This is a genomic window from Brevibacillus brevis (assembly GCF_031583145.1).
In the GTDB taxonomy this organism is placed as follows: Bacteria; Bacillota; Bacilli; order Brevibacillales; family Brevibacillaceae; genus Brevibacillus; species Brevibacillus brevis_E.
Genome location: NZ_CP134050.1, coordinates 406,581 through 426,448, shown reverse-complemented (window position 1 = coordinate 426,448; position 19,868 = coordinate 406,581). Strand labels below are relative to the sequence as shown.

Sequence of the window (19,868 nt, the reverse complement as noted above, 5' to 3'; positions counted from 1 at the left end):
TCCTCCATCAACACATACCCTCGCGGGGTATATATCCGAGTAAGATTCCCTAATGACCTCTCGTTGATGCACCTTCAGTATAATATACCCCCACAGGGTATATCAAGCATTTTTTTCAAATGGTTTTTTCGAACAAAAAAGAAGGACGAAACCCATTGGTATCGTCCCTCTTATTCGGCAAAGCAATCAGTTTTTCGCAGCCATGCCTTCCAGGAATTGCGTTGCCTCTCCCGCCGTCGGAACCTTGAGCACGTTCCCTTCCGCGAATTCGTCCCCCTGCGGGTCTCCGCTCGCTCTTATCTCCTTAGCCGCTGTCTCAAGGTCATACGCCGTCCTGCGAAACTCATAGCCCGCGGGACTGATCAGGAGCCAGTACGCCCCCGGCTGGTCCGCAAACGGCATGCCAACGCTTCCCGCATTGACGATGCGCAGACTGCCTGCTTGACGCTCAAACTGCATATGGGTGTGTCCGCACACCACCATCTTTTCCCGGATCCCGGCAAAAATCGTGACAATCCGTTCCTGTGGTGTGATCGGTGTAAAGATTTCTTCATCGCTGTACGGTGTTGCGTGGCAAAACAGGACATCGCCCAGCCCCTCGACATGCAGTGTGGCTGTTGCGGGCAGTTCGCAAAGAAAATCCCTTTGAGAGGGGGTCAACTGCTGCGCTACCCATTGTGTTTTTTGGCGTCCTTTTTCCGACAAGGCGGCAGGAAGCGGTTGCCCGTCGAAAGCCATCACGACTTCCCGGTCTCCGTTCCCGCGAATGCAGCGAACCGGATCAGCATGGGCAAAAAGCCGTTCCATCGTTTGCTTTGGCATCGGTCCGGAAACGATATCCCCCCCAACAACAATCAGGTCAGGCTTGACCTCCTCGAGCTCATTCAACACTGCGTTCAGCGCCGGCAAATTTCCGTGAATATCATAGAGTGCAGCGATCTTCATCTGTGACACCCCTCCCAGATCAACTTCTATTTCCATCCTATCTTCGAACTCCTATGGGATAGTCCTGCTCGACCTGCCGAATTCCGGAAAAGCGCCATAAGAAAAGCCCCCGATTTCTCGGGGGCTTGTGCCGGTCTTCGGCGTATTCGCTTAGTTTGCCTGGTTGGCTTTTTGCTGGTAGGCGACTGCGATTTTTGCCGCCACCTCTGCGTTGTGTCTTACCAGCGCGATGTTCGTTTGCAAGCTTTTGCCTGCTGTCAGCGACTTCACTTTGTCGAGCAGGAAAGGCGTTACCTTTTTGCCCGTGATGTTGTTTTCTTTTGCTTCCTGAAGAGCCTGCAGGATGACAGCTTCAATCTCTGCGTGGTTCAAAGCATCTGCTTCCGGAACCGGGTTGGCGATGATCATGCCGCCATTCAGACCCAGCTTCCACTTGGTATCCATCAACGTGCCCACTTCTTCCGGCGTGTCCATACGGAAGTCTACGCCAAATCCGCTCTCGCGGGCAAAGAAGGACGGGAATTCAGAGGTTTGGTAGCCCACAACCGGCACACCGTGCGTTTCCAAATATTCCAGCGTGCGTCCGATGTCCAGAATCGATTTGGCCCCGGCGCAGACGACCGCTACGTTGGTTTGTGCCAATTCGGTCAAATCGGCCGAAACGTCCCACGTGATCTCGCCTTCGCGGTGCACGCCGCCGATGCCGCCGGTCGCAAACATGCGGATGCCAGCCATTTGGGCAGCGATCATGGTTGCCGCTACGGTAGTCGCGCCCACTTTTCCGCTCGCCAGGATGTAAGGGAAGTCCCGGCGGCTCACTTTCTCCACGGATTTATTGGTCGCGAACTCCTCCAGCTCGCTCTCGGTCAGGCCGATCTTGATTTTGCCGTTCATGATCCCGATCGTCGCAGGCACCGCACCGTTGTCGCGGATGATCTGCTCGACTTCCTTGGCCATTTCGATGTTTTGCGGGTAAGGCATGCCGTGCGAAATGATGGTAGTCTCCAGCGCCACTACCGGCAGATTGTTTTCCAGCGCGTGACGAACTTCCTCTGTATAGGTCAAATATTGTTTCATCGTTTATCGCTCCTTTTCAAATTGGTTGACAGCCTGTTCGAGCTGCTCCGGCTTGAGCAGCGGGGACACGGATTGATCGGTTTGCAAAGTCAGGGCAGATGCGGCCAGCCCCAATCGGCAGGCCATCTCAAACGACTCGCCGCTGACGATTCCGTACAGCAAGCCCGATGCGAAGGCATCCCCCGCCCCTGTCACGTCCACGACGTCCGTAGGATACGGTGCGAAATGCTCGGAGATCCCCTCCGTCTGATAATAGATGCCTTGCTCTCCCATCGTGACGACGACGTGCTTCACGCCGCGTTCTCTGATCTTGCGGCAAGCCTCGGCGCATTCCTCGATCGATCCGATGCTCACTCCTGCAAGCAGCTCTGCTTCTTCCCGATTCGGCAAGATGGCTTCCACTCCGTCCAATTGCTGTGGCAGCTTTTTCGCTTTGGCGGAAGAGACCGGGTCTACGAACAGTGGAATGCTTTCCGCCCGGCAACGCTCGATGATGTACGCCAGGCAATCCGCCGGTACGTTTGTATCGAGGAAAATCGCTTGAGCGGCGGCGATATGCGACCATTTTTCCGCAAACATCTCCGGGGTGAGCGCATCGTAAATATCCATATTGGCCAGCGAGACGATCATCTCGCCATCGATGTCGAGCAGAGCGGTATAGGTGCCTGTCCGCTGAGTCGGCAGACGCCATACCTGGCTGATGTCCACGCCGTGCTTTTTGGTCTCCTGAAGGATCCATTCCCCTTCCTTGTCTTCCCCGATACTGGTGAACAGCGAGGTCTTGCAGCCCAGCCTGCCCAAATTCTCGGCGATATTGCGGGCGACTCCTCCGCACGACTCCATGATCGTGACGGGATTGGAAGAGTGCAGGCGCACCCGCTGCTTGCCGCGCGCCTTCCGGTCCAGATTCGCTCCGCCGATGCACGCGATTTGCCCTTCCTCGCGCAGCACGTAAGCACGCCCCTTGATCTCCCCGCGCTTGGTCAGCTGCGCGATATATCCCGCAACGGCAGAACGGGAAATTCCCATCAGATCGGCCAGCTCCTGCTGACTGATAAAAGGATTGTGCCGGATGTGCTGCAAAATCTGCATTTCTTTGTCCACGGCCATCCTCCTTCCTTCTTGAGTAGCATTCACAGTTTCATCTACAAACAAAAGTTTATCACACAAACAAAAGTCCTGCAACGGATTATTCCCTTCCAAAATGATGCCTTGGCCAATAAGGATCCGCGGTTGGATTTGACAACACCCCTGCAAATCGAGTAAAATTGCGTTATCTTAAATTAAAGATATTAACAAAAAGGAGGGGTATCATGTCCGAAGCCGACAAACGGGACGTCTCCCTCGATCTTTTGGTCGTGCTGTCACGGGCGTACAACTGGGTCACAGCCCACACCAGCCGCGACATTCGTCAGCATGGACTCAATCCGACCGAATTTGGCGTGCTCGAGGTTCTTTTTCATAAAGGGCCCCAACCCTTGCAGCAAATTGGGGAAAAGATCCTGATCTCCAGCGGAAACATTACGTATGTAGTGGACAAGCTAGAGAAGAAGCAGCTGCTGGTCCGCAAGCCGTGTCTGGAGGATCGCCGCGTCATCTACGCCGAGCTGACGGAAAAAGGGCAACAATTTTTGGCCGACATTTTCCCAACGCACAAGCAAACGATTGAAAAAGCGGTCAGCGGCCTGACGCCGGAAGAACAGCGCCAAGCCATCGCCCTGCTTAAAAAACTCGGTCATGCCGCCCAAGAAAGCTTTTAGCCAAACGGGCGGCCAACCGCCGAAAAAAAGTTCTTGACAAAAAGAAGAATGAATAATAATCTTAAAATCGAGATTTACACATTAAAAGTTAGCGACTTACAAAATGGAAGGGGAAATAAACATGAGCAAAGTACTTTTGATCAAGGCAAACGATCGCCCTGTAGAACAAGCGGTAAGCGTAAAACTGTATGAGGCTTTCGCGAAATCCTACAAAGAAACTCATCCAAACGATGAAGTAACGGAACTGGACCTGTTCGCAGAAAACCTGCCTTATTACGGCAACGATCTGCTGACCGCCATGTTCAAAGCTGGCCGCGGAATGGAACTGAGCGCCGACGAACAAAAAGGCGCAGACCTCGTCAACAAATATCTGAACCAATTTGCGGAAGCAGACAAAGTCGTGATCGCATTCCCAATGTGGAACTTCACTGTACCTGCACCTCTGCACACTTACATGGACTACCTGTCCCAAGCAGGCAAAACGTTCAAATACACTGCTGAAGGCCCTGTAGGTCTGATGGGCGACAAAAAAGTGGCTCTGCTGAGCGCACGCGGCGGCGTATACTCCGAAGGCCCTGCAGCAGCTGTTGAAATGGCAAACAAATACGTTCGCACACTGCTCGGCTTCTGGGGCATCTCCAACATCACCGAAGTGATCGTGGAAGGCCACAACCAATTCCCTGACAAAGCAGAGGCAATCGTGCAAGAAGGCGTTGTCAAAGCAGCTAAACTGGCGGAAACCTTTTAAGGCCCGCCAGCCTTTTTTCACCAAATATCTCAAATTTAAAATATTATATTTGAAGATAAATGGTCATACTATATAGTAAGTCCCATAAGGAGTGATACATCATGATGGATCTTGGTTTGTTGATTATTCGTTTGGTGATTGGATTGACGTTTGCGGCTCACGGTACGCAAAAACTGTTCGGCTGGTTTGGCGGCCACGGCCTGAAAGGAACAGCCGGATGGCTGGAATCGATCGGGGTAAAGCCGGGGGTCTTGATGGCTCTGCTCGCCGGGCTGGGTGAGCTTGTCGGCGGACTGTTGTTCGCAGCCGGTGTCTGGACCTGGGTAGGTGCCGCTCTGATTGTGATCACCATGCTGATGGCGATTGTCAAAGTGCACGGTCCAAACGGATACTGGGCGACACAAAACGGTTACGAGTACAACCTGGCTCTCATCGCCATCGCGGTCGGCGTAGCTCTGATCGGTCCTGGCGCATACGTCCTGTTTTAATCTTTGCTCCCCTCACGCGGGCGCCAATAATTGGACCAAAGGAGGCATCCCCTATGGAACTATCCGTCTATACAAGAGAGGAACAGGCAAAAGGACATTTTGGCGACGGTGAAATCACCGAAAACAAGCCGATCGGCTTTCCCCGCGAAGGATCAGTCGTCACACGGGTCGGCCCCTTGTTTTACTGGGCCTGGGCGAAATCGGAAAAGACCTTCGAGATTCCGCTGCACCCCCATTCGGGATTCGAAATCTTGTCGTACGTGCTTCAAGGCAGGATTGGACACCGCGACACACTGGGCAACCTCCAGGAAGTGACGACCGGGGGAGTGCAAATCATGCAGACTGGCTCGGGGGCCTATCACGCCGAAGAATTGAACAAGGACACCGAGATGTTTCAGATCTGGTTCGAGCCTCATCTGGCGAAGGCGACCAAACGCCCTCCGACCTACCATCAGTACAATCACGAGGATTTTCCCGTGGAAACGGTCGGCGGCACAGTCGTCAAACACATCGTTGGCCAGGAAGCGCCGATTCAGCTCGTCACCGATTCGCTCATGAGCGACATCACCATCCCTGCGGGGCAATCCTACTCGCAAAAGCTGCCGGCTGGATACTCCCATGCGGCGGTCGTGGTCGCTGGTCAAGGACGCGCTTTCAACAGCGAGGAAGACCAGCCAAGCGCAAGTGCTAAATCGTTCCGCACAGGTGACTTCGTCGTTACTGCCGCAGAAAACGATGACGTCATAGTGGCATATGAAGCTGACGCTGACACATCGCTCCGCCTGGTACTGATTCAGGTGCCTACCGAAGTCGATTATCCCTTGTACCGCAAGTAATCATTTATCGATATGCGTTTTGCTTTCACCGCCAGAAGAACAGCAGAGATGCCTGGAGCAGCCCAAGTTTGCTTCAGGCATCTCTTTTTTGTTTGCATAATCCCATCTTCCTCTAGGGACATTATCAGGGAATCCCTAACGGTTCAGGAATGATACGGAAAGGACGCAAGCCCCGTGGAAGATATTGTCATGACTAGAGCGGCCTTCGGGACAACCATGGCCTTTCACATTATTTTTGCTACCCTCGGCGTGGGACTCCCCCTGATGATCCTGCTCGTAGAGCTTCTCTTTTGGCGTACGAAAGACCGCGACTACGAAACCATGGCAAGGCGCTGGACGAAAGCCCAGGCGATACTGCTCGGCGTCGCCATCCCCTCCGGCACGATCTCAGGGGTTCAGCTGTCCTTGCTATGGCCCGGCTTCATGGAAGTCGTGGGCAAGGTCATTTCCTTGCCTTTTCAAATCGAAATCTTTGCCTTTTTCCTTGAGGCGCTGTTCATGTCTATTTACGTCTACGCCGCCCACCGGCTCTCTCCCGCCATGCGTCTGCTCAGCGTGTTCATGGTGCTGGTGGGAGCCACAGCCTCTGCGATCTTGATTACCAACGTTCACGCCTTCGAAGGAACACCGGCCGGCTTCCGCATCGCGGACGGGGAGATCGTCGATGTCGACCCGTGGGCGGCTTTTTTCAATCCGAGCTTCTTCGTGACAGCCGGGCATGTCACCGTCTCCGCCTACATGACCGGTGCCTTCGCCATCGCCGGCGTAGCCGCATGGAAAATGCTTCGGTCCGAAAGAGGCGGGCGCGTCTATCAGTACCATCAAAAAGCGCTGCTGCTCGGCTTGATCGTCGGCGGATCGTTTTCGTTGCTCACGGCATTAAACGGGCATGAATCGGCCCAGCTGCTGCACCGCTACCAGCCGGAAAAGCTCGCGGCCGCTGAAGGGTTGTTCCAGACGCAGGCCTACGCTCCGCTGGCGGTCGGCGGGTTCACCGACCCCGAGACAAAAGAAGTCAAATACGCCGTCGAGATTCCTTGGGCCCTGAGTTTTCTCGCTGCGAACCGCTTTGACGAGGTCGTGGTCGGCCTGGACGATTTTCCCGAGGAGCTGTGGCCCCCGCTGTACATCCATACGCTGTTCAACGGCATGGTCGGCGTCGGCAGCCTTCTGATTTTCGTCGGCTTCGTCGGCTTTGCCTGGAAAAAGCTGTTGAAGCGCTCCCAGTTTCCCCGCTGGGTGCTCTGGGTATTTGTCGCCAGCGCCCCGTTGTCCCTGCTCGGAATCGAGTTCGGCTGGATTTTCGCCTGCACCGGTAGGCAGCCGTGGGTCATCTACCGCGTAATGAAAACGGCCGATGCCGCTACGAAAGCCGTCGGCGTCTCCACGTTTTTCTGGATCTTTTTGGCCGTCTACCTGTTTCTGGCGGTCGTCACGCTGCTGGTCTTCCGCAGCTACTTCGGCCGCCACCCGCTGGAGCTGGATTCCGGCGGGCAGCGCAGCGAGCGCACGGCCGAATAATGTTTGATTTCGGGAGGCTTCGTCATGATCAATACGACCGATACCATCATCGCCATCACCCTGCTGTGGATTTTCGTCGTGATCTATTCCGTCGCCGCCTCCTTTGACTTCGGGGCGGGTTTTTGGTCCATGATCTACGTGAACCGCGAAAAGACGAAGGCCACTTCCATCGCCAACCGCTACCTCTCCCCTTCCTGGGAGGTCGTCAACGTCTTCATCGTGCTGATCGTCGTCGCGCTCGTGACTTTTTTCCCCGGCGCCACATTCACCCTGGGCACCGTCCTGCTCATCCCCGGGAGCCTGGTCCTGCTGCTGATCCTGCTTCGCAGCGCCTTCATGGTTTTCTCGCACCTGATCCACAAGTACGACAAAACGCTCAGCATCGTCTCCGGCATCACGGGGATCCTGGTCCCTGCGCTCTTGATCAGCGTGCTGCCCGTCACCCAGGGCGGCTTTATCCAAATGTACAACGGCGTCGAGCAGCTGGACTGGCATGCTTTTTTCACCAGCCCCCATGTCTATTCCTATATGGGACTGGCCGTAAGCAGCACGCTGTTCCTCTCCTCCCTCCTGCTGGCCGACTACTCCTACGTGGCTGGCGAACGGAAGGCATACGACGTTTACCGGAGAAATGCGACCTTTCTCGGTCCCATTACGCTGCTCATGGCAGTGCTGACTGTGGTGACGATGGAGATGGAGGCGCGGTGGCTCTTCGACCGGATCCTCGCTTACCTGCCCTGGCTGATCGCATCCGTACTCTTTTTCTTTGCCAGCTACATCGCCGTTCTGCTGCCGCCGCAGCGCCGGCTCATCCTGCACATGCCACGGGTCGCCGTCGTCGCGGCCGTCGTCCAATACCTCTTGGCCAGCTACGCCTATGGTGCCGCACGGCTGCCGTACATCGTCTATCCCCAGGTGACCATCGAATCGGGCTTTACCCATCCAGAGACGTTCCACGCCCTGTTCATCTGCTATCTCGTCGGCTTCGCGATCCTCATTCCCGGCTTCTTTTACTTTTGGCGGCTGTTTATGAAAGATCAGCAGTATGTACGGCAAAAATAATACCTGGAAAAAAGCACTGCCGTCCGTTGGCAGCGCTTGGGAGGCGAAGCCATATGACCATGACTGCAATCGGGGCATTTTTGTTCGGGATTGCCATAATAGGCATGCTGGATGGGATTGTCTTTCATCAAATTTTGCAATGGCACAGTGTCAACATGCACACGGATCGGATTCATCAGATCATGAGCGATGGGTATTTTCATTTGCTGGTGACCGTCGTCATGTTTGCCTCCAGTATCCTATTGTGGAAAGGAGATCCCAAAGAACCGCCATCCGGATTCTGGGGCTGCTTTTTCTTGGGGGCTGGTGCCTTCAATCTTGTAGAAGGGATCCTGAATCATCACCTTTTGCAGGCCCATCACGTGAAACCGGGTCCCAATCAAGTCTGGTTTGACATCTCCTATGACGTTTTCGCAGTCCTTCTCCTGGCTGTGGGATGGATGCTGTATCGCCGAAAAACCGCCGCGTGAACCTGCTGTGACTTTTTCCCTTTATAAATTCCCCTCTTCCGGCAAACCTTATCTCTGGGTCACATTTTACAAACAGGAGAACCCACATGGATGTCACGACATTACTGAATACCGGGAGGACCATCATGGGAATCTTAAGCGGAAATCCTCAAAATGAACCAATGCACTACGGCGAAGTTTTCGGAGTGTGGGGCTATCTCTCCACCGTAAAAGGCTTGCTCGTGGGCTACCAAACGTTCATCAACCACACGGGCGACAAGGACTTGAAGGGCTTCCTCGAAGACCTTACCCGCGAGATGAAGCAGGAAATTCAGCAGGTGGAAGAATTGCTGAAAGTGAATGGAGTAGCTCTTCCTCCCACCCCGCCGGAGCGGCCAGTCGCTTCCCTGGAAAGCATTCCGGTAGGCGCACGCTTCAACGACCCGGAGATTGCGGCCGGCGTAGCGCGCGACCTGGCAGCCGGAATGGTGACTTGCAGCCAGATTATCGGACAGTGCATTCGCGAAGACATCGCCATGATGTATACGCAGTTCCACTCCGCAAAGGTGCAGGCAGCCGGAAGACTGCTGCGCATCAGCAAGGAAAAGGGATGGCTCGTTCCGCCTCCGCTTCATTTGCAAACCCCTGAGCTTGTTCACGCTTGATCACAGGCCATACCCAGGCGTTTCCCCCTCTAAAACCGCGTTTTTAGAGGGGGTTTTCTTTTTTGTCCCCTCCTTTATATAGCCGAATTTATCGTTCTCGCCCAATTAAATATGGTATCATTTCAATAAAAAGGAAGTTTTTAAAAATGAAAAAGTGGTCTGCTGTGATCCCTTTCCTATCCCTTCTCTTGGTTTCTTGCACCGCAATTCCAGCCGAATCTTTGCAAGTTCATATTCAGTATCAAGCCACCTTAACGGACGTTTTCAACCATCACTATTCCGTCCAGGTTTATCAGTTTGAACAGATTATGAAAGAACTGTCCGAGGCAAAGGATAAAGAGCAGGTCGCCTACGTAGCGGGAATGATCGAAAGCTACCGGATCCAGAATCCTGCATTCACTCCGGCCATTATCCTAACCAACGAAGAGACCAAGCAAATTTTGGCGGATATAGAGCTGCAAGAGCAAGTCGTCACGCTGTTTCAGAAAAAAAAAGCGTATCTGAATAACCTGCAGCCGCTCCTGGAACATCGTGATCTCACCCAAATCCAGAACAAGCACGAGGAATTCGCGAAATTGCATGCTCTCACGGGAAGAATCAATGACAACAGGCTTTTTTCCCGGGATCCATCCAAAATCGATTCCTATAAAAAAGAGCTTGCTGTCCTTCTTCAGGCAATTCCGGAGTAGCCATCTGCCTAACTCTTTCGTCTTTCCTGCTCCTTTTCAGGCAAAAAAAACGGCCAAGATAGCAATCGGATCATCAGGCAAAAAGCTCTGCCATCCACGGGCAGAGCTTTTCAAGCTTAATAAAGTAAAGGAACTTCTGCATTAAAAATCTTCTACCAAAAATTGGTTCCCCCGATTTTCGTTGCCATCAAGAAATATGAACTTCCTTGGTCGATTTGGTACGCTTGCGAAAACCAAAGGCGACAGTAACTGCGCCCAAAACGACGCCGGCGACCGGTACGATCAGAGCTGTACGGAAGCTGTTGAGATCCGCCTGAGGCATTCCCGCTGCTCCCGAGGCACTGACGTAGACCGTGGTAACAAGAGCGAGCCCGAGTGCCGCGCCGAACTGGAATGATGTGTTAAAAAGCCCTCCCGCAAGCCCCTGCTCTTCTTCTCTAATGCCGTCAGTAGCGGCGATTGTGAGTGGTCCGTAGGCAAGTGCAAATGCAAAGCCCACCAGTAACAGGAAGGGTAACATTACTGCGTAGATCGAGTCGAGGCCTTTCAGCATGAACAACGTGTAAGCTACGGCGGCAAGGCAAAAGCCCCAGAAGATGACACGGACATTGCCGAAACGGCTCACAAGCCTTGGAGTGAGGGTCGGCGATAGTACGGCATCAATTCCGATAGCCAAGAGAGCGAGTCCTGTTTCTAACGATGACCAGCCTCGCAGCTCTTGCAAGTAGAGAACGGTAATGAACTGAAACCCAAAGAACGAGCCCGCGAACAACATACCGCCGAGGTTGGCGCGTATCAGTGAGCCCGAGCGAAGTATACCGAGACGCACCAGTGGTGAAGCGGTCCGCTTCTCGACAGCCACGAAGACTGCGAATAAAACAGCACTTGCAGCAAGTGTGCCGATCGTCCAATTCGACCCGATGTTAGGCGATTCCACCACCGCGAAGACGAGGAGTAGCATCGCCACTGTCAGACTGATTGCCCCGGCCAAGTCGAAGCCTTGCCCAGATTGTTCAGGACTGCCAGTATTCTTGATAAGTCTATAACCCGCAACGAGAATGATGAACGAGAATATCACAGGGCCGAAGAATACCCACCGCCAGCTAAGCTCCGTCAGCATACCTCCTGCAACAAGACCTAGTGAGAAGCCTCCCGCAGCCGTGCCGGCATAGATGGAAAGGGCCTTGTTGCGTTGCACTCCTTCGCTGAAGCTCGTCGTGATAATGGACAGACCGGCGGGTGTCATGAATGCAGCACTCACTCCCGTCATGAATCGGGCTAGAATCAGGACCCAGCCGTTGGTTGCAAATCCGCCGAGTCCCGAGAAAACCAGAAATACGGTTAGCCAGAAAAGGAACATTCTTCTCCTGCCGAACAGATCAGCGGCTCGCCCTCCCAGCAGCATGAAACCACCGTAGCCAAGTACGTAAGCACTTACCACCCATTGAAGAGAACTGGTTGACATGCCCAGGTCAGCTCGGATCGACGGCAGTGCTACTCCGAGCATGGATACGTCGATCCCTTCCAGAAAGATGGCACCGCACAATACGAGCAGTACCCCCCACGATGTTTTATTCTTATCCTGAGCTTGCTTTTGACGGTCATTACTTTTCACAGGTAATGCCTCCTTTCGAATGTGATCAACCCACATTCTAAAGATTGACATTAGTGTAACGGCAACCAAAATTTTTAACGCAAAGAGGACCCTCTTACAGCCGAAAATCACATTGACATTAACACAAATGTCAATGTTTATAATGAAATCAAATGCTGCAAAGGAGGGTTCCACATGCTGATCAGCCAACTGTCAAAACTAACCGGTGTAAGTCCGAGGTCCATTCGGCATTATGAAAAGAAAAACTTGCTTTCCTCCAATCGCCTTAGGAATGCGTATCGGGAATTCGATGAATCTGCTATCACGAGAATCAAAACCATTCAGTTGTATTTGAGTTTTGGTTTAACTACCGATGAGATAGCAGAAATTTTAAAATGCGAGGATAACCTGCATGAAATGGACATGTATTGCGAAGAAATGCTGGAACCATATGTAGCGAAACTACATGAAGTCAAAAACCAAATGAACATGTTGGCTTCAGTTCACCAACAGTTGGAAAAGCAAATCAACCAGATCAAAGAAAACCTTTCACCAATATGTAGGCAATGAAATATGAGGAATTTGGATTCGCGATAACAGCGGGCCTGCGCACCCCCAACAGCAAAAAACCCGCCAAGGCCAAATGCCAGGCGGGTTTGCTTTTGTTCTCGGTTTACTTAGCGACTCAATGCCGGCTTTTTCTCCAGCATGGTTCCTTCCTCGGCAAAGCGCGCATGCCAGGAAAATGCTTTTTCGAGTACGTGCGGCGTGTGTCCTCCGCGAGTCAGCGCTTCCTCGTAGTATGCCCGCAGTTGGTCCTTGTACAGCGGATGCGCACAGTTTTCGATGATTTTCAGCGCACGTTCGCGAGGCGCCAGTCCACGCAGGTCGGCCAGCCCTTGCTCCGTGACGATGATGTCTACATCGTGCTCCGTGTGGTCCACGTGGGAGGCAAACGGCACGATACTGGAGATCTTGCCGTCCTTCGCGATGGACTTCGTGACGAAGATGCCGAGTCGGGCGTTGCGGGCAAAATCGCCGGAGCCGCCGATGCCGTTCATCATTTTCGTACCGGAGACGTTGGTGGAGTTGACGTTTCCGTAGATGTCCGCTTCCAGTGCGGTATTGATGGAGATCAGACCCAGACGGCGAATGATTTCCGGATGGTTGGTGATTTCCTGCGGGCGGAGTACCAGCTTGTCGCGATACTTCGCGAAGTTTCCGAAGACGTGCTTCGCCATATCGGCCGTCAGCGTGATGGAGCAGCCCGAAGCGAAGGAAATTTTTCCGGCGTCCATCAGTTCAAAGACCGAGTCCTGGAGCACTTCGGAGTACACCTCGAGATCGTTGAACTCGGAGTCCAGGAAGCCTTGGAACACGGCGTTCGCCACCGAGCCGATCCCGGATTGCAGCGGCGCCAGCTTTTCGGTCAGGCGTCCGGCTTTGACTTCTTCTCGCAGGAAGTTGATCAGGTGCGCTGCGATCTGGGCCGTTTCTTCATCCGGCTGTACAATCGTCGAAGGCGAGTCTTCCATGTTGGTGATGACGATCCCTCTCACCTTGTCAGGATCGACCGGGATGCCGAGCGTTCCGATCCGTTGGTCGATCGAAACGAGCGGAATCGGCCCGCGCATCCCTTGCGGCCCTGGCGTGTACACATCGTGCACGCCTTCCAGCTCTGTCGTCTGCGCCATGTTCAGCTCGATAATGACGTGCTTGGCCTGTTCCACAAAGATGTTCGAATTGCCCACCGAAGTGGAAGGAATGATCATCCCGTCCTCTGTAACTGCAACCGCTTCCACAATCGCGTAATCGATCGGTCCCATGACTCCCGCTCGGATCAGCTCCGCAGTATGCGACAAGTGCTGGTCCACAAACAGGATGCTGCCGTCATTGATTTTTTTGCGCATGGTGGCATCCGTCTGAAACGGCAGACGCTTGAGCACCATGTCCGCTTCCGCCATGACGGTATCGACTTCCGATCCCAACGATGCGCCTGTATATACGTTCACTTTAAAAGGTTGATTGTCGCGTTTGACCCGTTCTGCCAGTGTGACCGGCACGAGTTTGGAATCCCCTGCACGCGTAAAACCACTTAGCCCGATCGTCATGCCATTCTCGATCCAGCCGGCTGCTTCCTCCGCCGTCACGACTTTATCCGCCATCCGTTTATCGCGTAAGCGTTCCCACATGATAGTGACCCCCTTGTTTCTTGGTTCCTCGTTGTTTTTACACTATCACCGAAAATCTGAACGGTCACTCAATTGGACGCAAGCAAGAAAAAACGGAGGCAATTCCAGCGATATTTGCCGCGAACCATTCTCAGGCAGATCGAAATCAAAAGCCGAGCAGCTGGCGGAAAGAGCTGGCGTACGTCTGGCTGACCGGCACGCGCGTTTTTTGCTTGTCCTTCATCTCCAGCAAAAAGGTGGAATGGAAGTGTGGATGGATGAATCCGATCGATTCCATATTCACGAAATAGGAACGGTGACAGCGCACGAACTGACCGGCCGGCAAAAGCGTCTCCAGCTCGGCCATCGAGTATTTGTTGGCATAGGAGCCGTTGTTCGTGTGCAAAAACGTCCTTCCGTCCCTGGAGCTGATGTAGACGATATCGTGAAGCGACAGCGGCAGCCAGCCGTCGTCGGTTTTTCCGATCAAAAAGGAAATGCGAGGCTCCTGCGCAGGCAGAGGCAATGCCTGCGGCGCGTAAATGGCCGTAATACACCCCATGACTTGCCCCTGGCTCACCAGCGGCAGAGACAGGCCGTAGTAGGGCACGCCGAATACGCGGCTCTCCACGTAATGACCCACTTTCCCCATTTCCTGCAGCGCCTTGTACGTAGCGGAGCCGACCGGCACCCGGTCACCCGGCGCAATTTTCAGATCGATGGTAGAACTGGGCTGATAATAGAGGTACTGCGAACCGTCAGATATGGCGATCGATACCCCGTCCGGCACGACTTCGCCGATCATTTGCAACACTTCTGGAACCAAAGTGTTCTCCATTATGATTCCCCCTGCTCCTTTTCGCGTTTCTCTCTCCTTCTATTAAACCACACATTCGCTCTTTTCGAGCCAGCCTTGTCTTGTCTTGCCAGCCAATCCTTGGATAAGCCCGGCATTCCCCGTCCAATATGCTATCATGAAAGCAACAGTCAGGAAAAGGACGGTATCGCATGGACAACACGATCGTTTTGATTGCCAAAGGCACGGATACGCTTGACTTTTTGCTGAAGGAACTGAAAGCATACTTCGAGCCGTACTGTCAGGTCATCGGCTACGCCAGCCACCAGTACATTCCTGACTTGCGGGGAGCTGCGCACATTTTCCTCACCACCAAATCGCCGGAGCTGTACACAATTGCGAGACAGGCCGTCGCCGACGAAGTACCGATCACGGTCCTGAACCGCTTTTTCGAGCTGGAGAAAATCAAGGCGTTGATGCAGATCCCGCCGGGTACGACTGTCCCGGTCATGAACAATTCGCCTGTCACCGCGCAGGAGGTCATCCAAAACCTGCGGGAGGCAAACGTGGACCACCTCCATTACATCCCGTTTCATCCCGGCTGCACGTTTGACGATCCAAGCATACGCTACGCCGTGATCATGAGCATTCCGGATGTGCCGCCGCCGCCCCATATCGAAGTGATCGACCTTGGCTTTCGCAAGATCCACATACACGACCTGATCGACATCGGGCGCAAGGTGGGCGTACCGGTGGAATGGGAGCGGGCGTACTTGTCCGCCTTCATCGCCGAAATGTCCGAATTGGCCAAACTGCTGGGCACGTCGTACGCCGAGGTGCAAAAGCTCAACAGCCAGCTGCAGTCGACATTCCAGGCCGTGCGCGATCCGATCGTCGCCTGCAACCAGCAGGGCCAAATCACGTTCATCAACGATGTCGCCATCGAGCTCTTCTGCCCGCATGCAGCGGACGTCGTGGGTCAGTCCTACACCGTGCTGGCGGAGCACTCCTTCCTCGAACCGTTTTTCGAGCAGGAAGGCGAGGGCGACACCCTGATCACGATTCGGCACAAACAGTTTTTCGTCAGCAGCCAGAGCATCCGCGGACGGCAGGAGCGGCTTGGCTTCGTCTGCACGCTGAAGGATGTCACCGAGCTGCAGCGCCTGAAGACCCAGCTCGTCCAGCGGGGGCATACCGCCACGTACTCGTTTGCGGACATCAAAGGAAAAAGCGCGCCGATCCAGAAAGCGATCGACGTCAGCAAGAAAATGGCAAAAAACAATCAGACGATATTGCTGCTGGGAGAAAACGGGACAGGAAAAGAGCTGTTCGCCCATGCCATCCATCAGCATTCGCTGCGCAATAACGGCCCGTTCGTCGCCATCAACTGCGCCTCCCTGCCGGAAAACCTTCTGGAGAGCGAGCTGTTCGGCTATGAAGACGGCGCATTTACCGGCGCTCGCAAAGGGGGCAAGCCCGGACTGTTCGAGCAGGCCGACGGCGGTACGATCTTCCTCGACGAGGTCGGAGATATTTCCCCTGCCATCCAGGTGAAGCTCTTGCGCGTGCTTCAGGAAAAGCAGGTGATCCGCGTGGGCGGGACCAGCGTACTGTCCGTCGATTGCCGCGTGATTGCCGCTACCAACCGCGATCTGGAACAGGCGATCGAGCAAGGCCAGTTCCGCGAAGACCTGTTTTACCGGCTCGCCGTATTGCCGATCGAAATCCCGTCGCTGCGGGAGCGGATCAGCGACCTGCCCCTCCTGATCGAGGACCATTTGCAAAGCAAGGGGATCCGCAAGAGCTGTTCCCCTGAAGTGATGGAGCTGCTTTACAGCCACGACTGGCGCGGCAACATCCGGGAGCTGAAAAACGTGTTGGACTACGCCATCGCCGTGTGCGAAAAGCCCGCCATCACCATCGAGGACCTGCCCAAGCGATTCACGGATCGACTCGCCCAAAAGGCAATGGCCGCATCGTCCGCCTTTTGCGCCACCGACGACAGGGACGTGGACCTGCTCCTCTGCCTGTACCAGTATTCCGTCACAGGCAAGCCTGTCGGGCGCTACCAGCTCGCCCATTCCCCTGCTCTGCGCTCCACGGGCTGGACAGAGAGCAGTCTGCGGGGCAAGCTCAAGCAGCTGGAAGAGCGCGGACTGGTGCGCTCCGGTACGACGCGGCAAGGCACTTCGATTACGAGAGACGGCATCGAACTTCTGCGCAGCCTCTCTCGCATTTAGGCTGGATTCACTTTTTATTAGGTCTTATTAGGTCAGCCAACACCTAATTAACAATCCTAAAGAACCGCCTGACATTGTTCGAACTTTGCCACAACCAACGAAGAAAACGCCTATTGCGAGTTTTGTCGAAAGTTGGCACGTCCCTTGCTTGTTACCTCAGCGTACAAATTCAAGCGAGGTGACCTCATGGCTACACAACCTATTTCTCCGGCTCCCGCGCCGAACAAAGCGCCAGCCAAAAAACGCTTTTCCGTGCCTCATACGTACGCCATACTTTTTATCATGATCATTCTGGCTGCTCTGGCATCCTACGTGCTGCCAACCGGCGAGTTTGAGCGGATGCAGGACCCCGCTTCCGGCAAGACCATCGTCGTGAACGGCAGCTACCATCCCGTCGAGAGCAGCCCTGTCGGATTTTTCGACATGTTCAAGGCGATTCCGGACGGGATGCAGAAAGGCGCTCAAATCATCTTTTACATTTTTATCGTGAGCGGAGTCTTTGGCATCATTCGTTCGACGGGCGCGATCGAAGCCGGCATCCACAAAGGGGTGCGGCATCTGGAGGGGCGGGAAAAGCTGCTGATTCCTGCCTCGATGTTCCTCTTTTCCATCGGCGGCTTCACCATGGGGATGGCTGAGGAGAGCATCATTTTCGTGCCGATCGGCATCGCGCTGGCCCGGGCGATGGGCTTCGATGCCGTCACCGGTACGGCGATGATCACCATGGGGGCGGCGAGCGGCTTCATGGGCGGCATGCTCAACCCGTTTACCGTCGGGGTCGCGCAGTCCCTGGCCCAGCTCCCACTTTTCTCCGGACTGGCGTTCCGCGCCGTCGTCTACGTCGTCGTGCTCGGCTTCGCCATCTGGTATGTGATGCGCTACGCCTACAAGGTAAAGGCCGATCCGACCCAGAGCGTGATTTACGACGTAGAAAAACAGGCTGTCTCCGAACAGGCGGAAGTGGACATTCCGGAGCTGAACATCCGCCACAAGCTCGTGTTTCTCGTCATCGCCGCCGGACTGGCCTGCAACGTGTACGGCGTCTTCGAACACGGCTGGTTCCTGACCGAGCTGACCGCCTCCTTCCTGATCATGGGATTGGTCGCGGGTCTCATTGGCGGACTTTCCGTCAACAAGCTGTTTGACTCGTTCGTAGCTGGTGCCAGGGCAGTTACGTTCGGCGCCTTGATCGTCGGCTTCGCGCGAGCCATTACGGTCGTGCTCGAAGACGGCAAGACGATCGACACGATGATCAACGCCCTGACCTCGATGATTGGCCATTTGCCCGACGCGATCAACGTCATGGCCATGTTCCTGATTCAGGCGGTGCTCAACCTGTTCATTTCGTCGGGAAGCGGTCAGGCCGCCACGACGATGCCGATCATGGTTCCGATCGCCGACTTGCTGGGCATCCAGCGCCAAGTGGCCGTCCTCGCCTTCCAGTACGGCGATTCGGTCACCAACTCGATCATCCCGACCTCCTCGGCTCTGATGGGTTATTTGGCCGTCGCCGGTATTCCGTACGAAAAGTGGGTCAAATTCATCTGGAAGCTACTTCTGGGCTGGGCAGTAATCGCCTGCGTGGCGCTGATCACAGCCGTCTACATCGGCATCACCTGATCCGATCACGGTTTCCAGCAAGCTTTTTGGTCGATCATCAGAGGGAGGAACCATGCGTACTACTATCGAACAACTGCGTCCTGCCATCTTTTCACTGTTCGATCATCTGCACCAGCATCCGGAAGTGAGCTGGCAGGAGCGCGAGACTACCGCGTTTGTCGCCGATTTTTTGCGCAAGCACGATTGCACGGTCACCACCTTCGGGGACGTGCCGGGAGTCGTGGGGGACTACGGTCCTCCCGGTTCTTTTACAGTAGGTGTCCGGGCCGATATGGACGCCCTGTGGCAGGAGGTGGACGGGGAATTTCGAGCCAATCATTCCTGCGGCCACGACGCGCACATGACGATGGCAATGGGGGTGCTGATGGTCCTGCACGCCCAAAACATCAAGCCGCCTGGACGGATTCGGTTCATCTTTCAGCCGGCGGAAGAAACGGGAGACGGCGCTCTCACCCTCGTGAACAAACAAGTGGTGGACGACGTCGACTTTCTGTATGGCGTCCATCTGCGACCCATCCAGGAAATTCCGAACGGGACGGCTGCTTCTGCCATCCTTCACGGTGCGGCAGGAACCATCTCGGGCCATATCCAGGGCAGCGACGCACACGGTGCCCGGCCTCATCTCGGGGTAAATGCCATCGAGGTCGCCGCTGCGATCGTGGAACAGCTCAAGGGCATCCATCTGGACCCGCTCATCCCGTATTCCGTCAAAATGACGCAGCTGTCCGCTGGCAGCAAAAGCACCAATATCATTCCCGGGTCCGCCCACTTCCATCTGGATTTGCGGGCCCAGACGAACGAAGCCATCGACAGGCTGTTTTCCAAAGTCGAGCATATTTTGCAGCACATCGCTCACCTGTACGAGGTGCCTTTGCCGTACACGATCACCGAACGCGTGTATGCGGCGGAAGTGCATGAAGAAGCCCGGCTCATCATGGCCGAGGCGATTTCGGAGACGCTCGGTGCCGACAAGCTCGAACCGCCGATCTCCACTCCGGGTGCGGAAGACTTCCACTATTACACCAAGGAACGGCCCCATCTGCGGGCCACGATGCTCGGTCTCGGCTGCGGACTTGCTCCGGGCCTGCATCACCCGCAGATGACGTTTGACCGGGAAGCCTTGCTCGCCGGCATCGAAATCCTGACCCGGACCGTACTTCGGACATTTGAGCGGCACGTTTGATTCATACTCTACTTGCAAGGAGAG

The 19,868-nt window shown here is 54.7% G+C and carries 19 protein-coding genes; 13 read left to right on the top strand and 6 right to left on the bottom strand.

The annotated features are described in order from the left end of the window. Nucleotides 1-186: 186 nt before the first annotated feature. The 3 genes from RGB73_RS02340 to RGB73_RS02330 form a co-directional block, all read right to left on the bottom strand. Nucleotides 187-981 (bottom strand): metallophosphoesterase family protein, encoded by a 795-nt coding sequence (locus RGB73_RS02340; protein WP_310768764.1) that lies wholly within the window; start codon nt 979-981, stop codon nt 187-189. A 114-nt stretch (nt 982-1,095) separates the two neighbouring features. Continuing rightward, nucleotides 1,096-2,022, bottom strand: coding sequence for a pseudouridine-5'-phosphate glycosidase (locus tag RGB73_RS02335; protein WP_310768761.1), 927 nt, complete (start codon nt 2,020-2,022; stop codon nt 1,096-1,098). Between the two features lie 3 nt (nt 2,023-2,025). Beyond that, a complete protein-coding gene (locus tag RGB73_RS02330; RefSeq protein WP_310768757.1) occupies nt 2,026-3,126 on the bottom strand; it encodes a carbohydrate kinase in 1,101 nt (366 codons plus the stop codon). A 209-nt stretch (nt 3,127-3,335) separates the two neighbouring features. On the opposite strand from RGB73_RS02330, the gene RGB73_RS02325 reads away from it, so the two are divergent. From RGB73_RS02325 to RGB73_RS02285, 9 genes are all read left to right on the top strand, one after another. Beyond that, nucleotides 3,336-3,782, top strand: a complete 447-nt coding sequence (locus RGB73_RS02325) for a MarR family winged helix-turn-helix transcriptional regulator (protein WP_310768755.1) — start codon at nt 3,336-3,338, stop codon at nt 3,780-3,782. 121 nt (nt 3,783-3,903) lie between these two features. Further along, nucleotides 3,904-4,530 (top strand): FMN-dependent NADH-azoreductase, encoded by a 627-nt coding sequence (locus tag RGB73_RS02320; RefSeq protein WP_310768752.1) that lies wholly within the window; start codon nt 3,904-3,906, stop codon nt 4,528-4,530. A 101-nt stretch (nt 4,531-4,631) separates the two neighbouring features. Further along, nucleotides 4,632-5,018: a DoxX family protein gene (locus RGB73_RS02315; RefSeq protein WP_310768749.1), complete on the top strand. Its 387-nt coding sequence runs from the start codon at nt 4,632-4,634 to the stop codon at nt 5,016-5,018. Nucleotides 5,019-5,071: 53 nt separating this feature from the next. Further along, on the top strand, nt 5,072-5,854 hold the full coding sequence (locus RGB73_RS02310; protein WP_310768746.1) for a pirin family protein: 783 nt from the start codon (nt 5,072-5,074) through the stop codon (nt 5,852-5,854). Between the two features lie 189 nt (nt 5,855-6,043). After that, the gene (locus RGB73_RS02305; RefSeq protein WP_310768743.1) at nt 6,044-7,375 is read left to right on the top strand and encodes a cytochrome ubiquinol oxidase subunit I; all 1,332 of its coding nucleotides are present in this window, start codon (nt 6,044-6,046) and stop codon (nt 7,373-7,375) included. 24 nt (nt 7,376-7,399) lie between these two features. After that, nucleotides 7,400-8,437: a cytochrome d ubiquinol oxidase subunit II gene (locus RGB73_RS02300; RefSeq protein ID WP_310768741.1), complete on the top strand. Its 1,038-nt coding sequence runs from the start codon at nt 7,400-7,402 to the stop codon at nt 8,435-8,437. A 53-nt stretch (nt 8,438-8,490) separates the two neighbouring features. Beyond that, a complete protein-coding gene (locus tag RGB73_RS02295; RefSeq protein ID WP_310768738.1) occupies nt 8,491-8,907 on the top strand; it encodes a DUF2243 domain-containing protein in 417 nt (138 codons plus the stop codon). Between the two features lie 125 nt (nt 8,908-9,032). Next, a complete protein-coding gene (locus tag RGB73_RS02290) occupies nt 9,033-9,551 on the top strand; it encodes a DUF3231 family protein (RefSeq protein ID WP_310768735.1) in 519 nt (172 codons plus the stop codon). A gap of 146 nt (nt 9,552-9,697) precedes the next feature. Then, nucleotides 9,698-10,240 (top strand): hypothetical protein, encoded by a 543-nt coding sequence (locus tag RGB73_RS02285; protein WP_310768733.1) that lies wholly within the window; start codon nt 9,698-9,700, stop codon nt 10,238-10,240. Between the two features lie 187 nt (nt 10,241-10,427). Here RGB73_RS02285 and RGB73_RS02280 read toward each other — a convergent pair whose 3' ends face one another. After that, complete coding sequence (locus RGB73_RS02280; protein WP_310768731.1) at nt 10,428-11,855, bottom strand: MFS transporter; 1,428 nt, start codon at nt 11,853-11,855, stop codon at nt 10,428-10,430. 174 nt (nt 11,856-12,029) lie between these two features. On the opposite strand from RGB73_RS02280, the gene RGB73_RS02275 reads away from it, so the two are divergent. After that, the gene (locus tag RGB73_RS02275) at nt 12,030-12,404 is read left to right on the top strand and encodes a MerR family transcriptional regulator (RefSeq protein WP_310768729.1); all 375 of its coding nucleotides are present in this window, start codon (nt 12,030-12,032) and stop codon (nt 12,402-12,404) included. Nucleotides 12,405-12,511: 107 nt separating this feature from the next. On the opposite strand, the gene RGB73_RS02270 is transcribed toward RGB73_RS02275, so the two are convergent. Together RGB73_RS02270 and RGB73_RS02265 are read right to left on the bottom strand one after the other, a co-directional pair. Then, nucleotides 12,512-14,026: a succinyl-CoA:acetate CoA-transferase ScpC gene (locus tag RGB73_RS02270; protein WP_310768727.1), complete on the bottom strand. Its 1,515-nt coding sequence runs from the start codon at nt 14,024-14,026 to the stop codon at nt 12,512-12,514. Nucleotides 14,027-14,171: 145 nt separating this feature from the next. Next, nucleotides 14,172-14,843, bottom strand: coding sequence for a LytTR family DNA-binding domain-containing protein (locus tag RGB73_RS02265; RefSeq protein WP_310768725.1), 672 nt, complete (start codon nt 14,841-14,843; stop codon nt 14,172-14,174). A 170-nt stretch (nt 14,844-15,013) separates the two neighbouring features. On the opposite strand from RGB73_RS02265, the gene RGB73_RS02260 reads away from it, so the two are divergent. From RGB73_RS02260 to RGB73_RS02250, 3 genes are all read left to right on the top strand, one after another. Continuing rightward, nucleotides 15,014-17,041 (top strand): sigma 54-interacting transcriptional regulator, encoded by a 2,028-nt coding sequence (locus tag RGB73_RS02260; protein WP_310768723.1) that lies wholly within the window; start codon nt 15,014-15,016, stop codon nt 17,039-17,041. Nucleotides 17,042-17,227: 186 nt separating this feature from the next. Continuing rightward, nucleotides 17,228-18,661: a YfcC family protein gene (locus RGB73_RS02255; RefSeq protein ID WP_310768721.1), complete on the top strand. Its 1,434-nt coding sequence runs from the start codon at nt 17,228-17,230 to the stop codon at nt 18,659-18,661. A 52-nt stretch (nt 18,662-18,713) separates the two neighbouring features. Further along, complete coding sequence (locus RGB73_RS02250) at nt 18,714-19,844, top strand: M20 peptidase aminoacylase family protein (protein ID WP_310768720.1); 1,131 nt, start codon at nt 18,714-18,716, stop codon at nt 19,842-19,844. Nucleotides 19,845-19,868 lie beyond the last annotated feature (24 nt).

Excerpts from the sequence above, each read along its gene's own strand:
- RGB73_RS02340 (WP_310768764.1), bottom strand. The coding sequence starts at position 981 with ATGGAAATAGAAGTTGATCTGGGAGGGGTGTCACAGATGAAGATCGCT.
- RGB73_RS02335 (WP_310768761.1), bottom strand. The coding sequence starts at position 2,022 with ATGAAACAATATTTGACCTATACAGAGGAAGTTCGTCACGCGCTGGAA.
- RGB73_RS02325 (WP_310768755.1), top strand. The coding sequence starts at position 3,336 with ATGTCCGAAGCCGACAAACGGGACGTCTCCCTCGATCTTTTGGTCGTG.
- RGB73_RS02320 (WP_310768752.1), top strand. The coding sequence starts at position 3,904 with ATGAGCAAAGTACTTTTGATCAAGGCAAACGATCGCCCTGTAGAACAA.
- RGB73_RS02315 (WP_310768749.1), top strand. The coding sequence starts at position 4,632 with ATGATGGATCTTGGTTTGTTGATTATTCGTTTGGTGATTGGATTGACG.
- RGB73_RS02310 (WP_310768746.1), top strand. The coding sequence starts at position 5,072 with ATGGAACTATCCGTCTATACAAGAGAGGAACAGGCAAAAGGACATTTT.
- RGB73_RS02305 (WP_310768743.1), top strand. The coding sequence starts at position 6,044 with ATGACTAGAGCGGCCTTCGGGACAACCATGGCCTTTCACATTATTTTT.
- RGB73_RS02300 (WP_310768741.1), top strand. The coding sequence starts at position 7,400 with ATGATCAATACGACCGATACCATCATCGCCATCACCCTGCTGTGGATT.
- RGB73_RS02295 (WP_310768738.1), top strand. The coding sequence starts at position 8,491 with ATGACCATGACTGCAATCGGGGCATTTTTGTTCGGGATTGCCATAATA.
- RGB73_RS02290 (WP_310768735.1), top strand. The coding sequence starts at position 9,033 with ATGGGAATCTTAAGCGGAAATCCTCAAAATGAACCAATGCACTACGGC.
- RGB73_RS02285 (WP_310768733.1), top strand. The coding sequence starts at position 9,698 with ATGAAAAAGTGGTCTGCTGTGATCCCTTTCCTATCCCTTCTCTTGGTT.
- RGB73_RS02275 (WP_310768729.1), top strand. The coding sequence starts at position 12,030 with ATGCTGATCAGCCAACTGTCAAAACTAACCGGTGTAAGTCCGAGGTCC.
- RGB73_RS02270 (WP_310768727.1), bottom strand. The coding sequence starts at position 14,026 with ATGTGGGAACGCTTACGCGATAAACGGATGGCGGATAAAGTCGTGACG.
- RGB73_RS02265 (WP_310768725.1), bottom strand. The coding sequence starts at position 14,843 with ATGGAGAACACTTTGGTTCCAGAAGTGTTGCAAATGATCGGCGAAGTC.
- RGB73_RS02260 (WP_310768723.1), top strand. The coding sequence starts at position 15,014 with ATGGACAACACGATCGTTTTGATTGCCAAAGGCACGGATACGCTTGAC.
- RGB73_RS02255 (WP_310768721.1), top strand. The coding sequence starts at position 17,228 with ATGGCTACACAACCTATTTCTCCGGCTCCCGCGCCGAACAAAGCGCCA.
- RGB73_RS02250 (WP_310768720.1), top strand. The coding sequence starts at position 18,714 with ATGCGTACTACTATCGAACAACTGCGTCCTGCCATCTTTTCACTGTTC.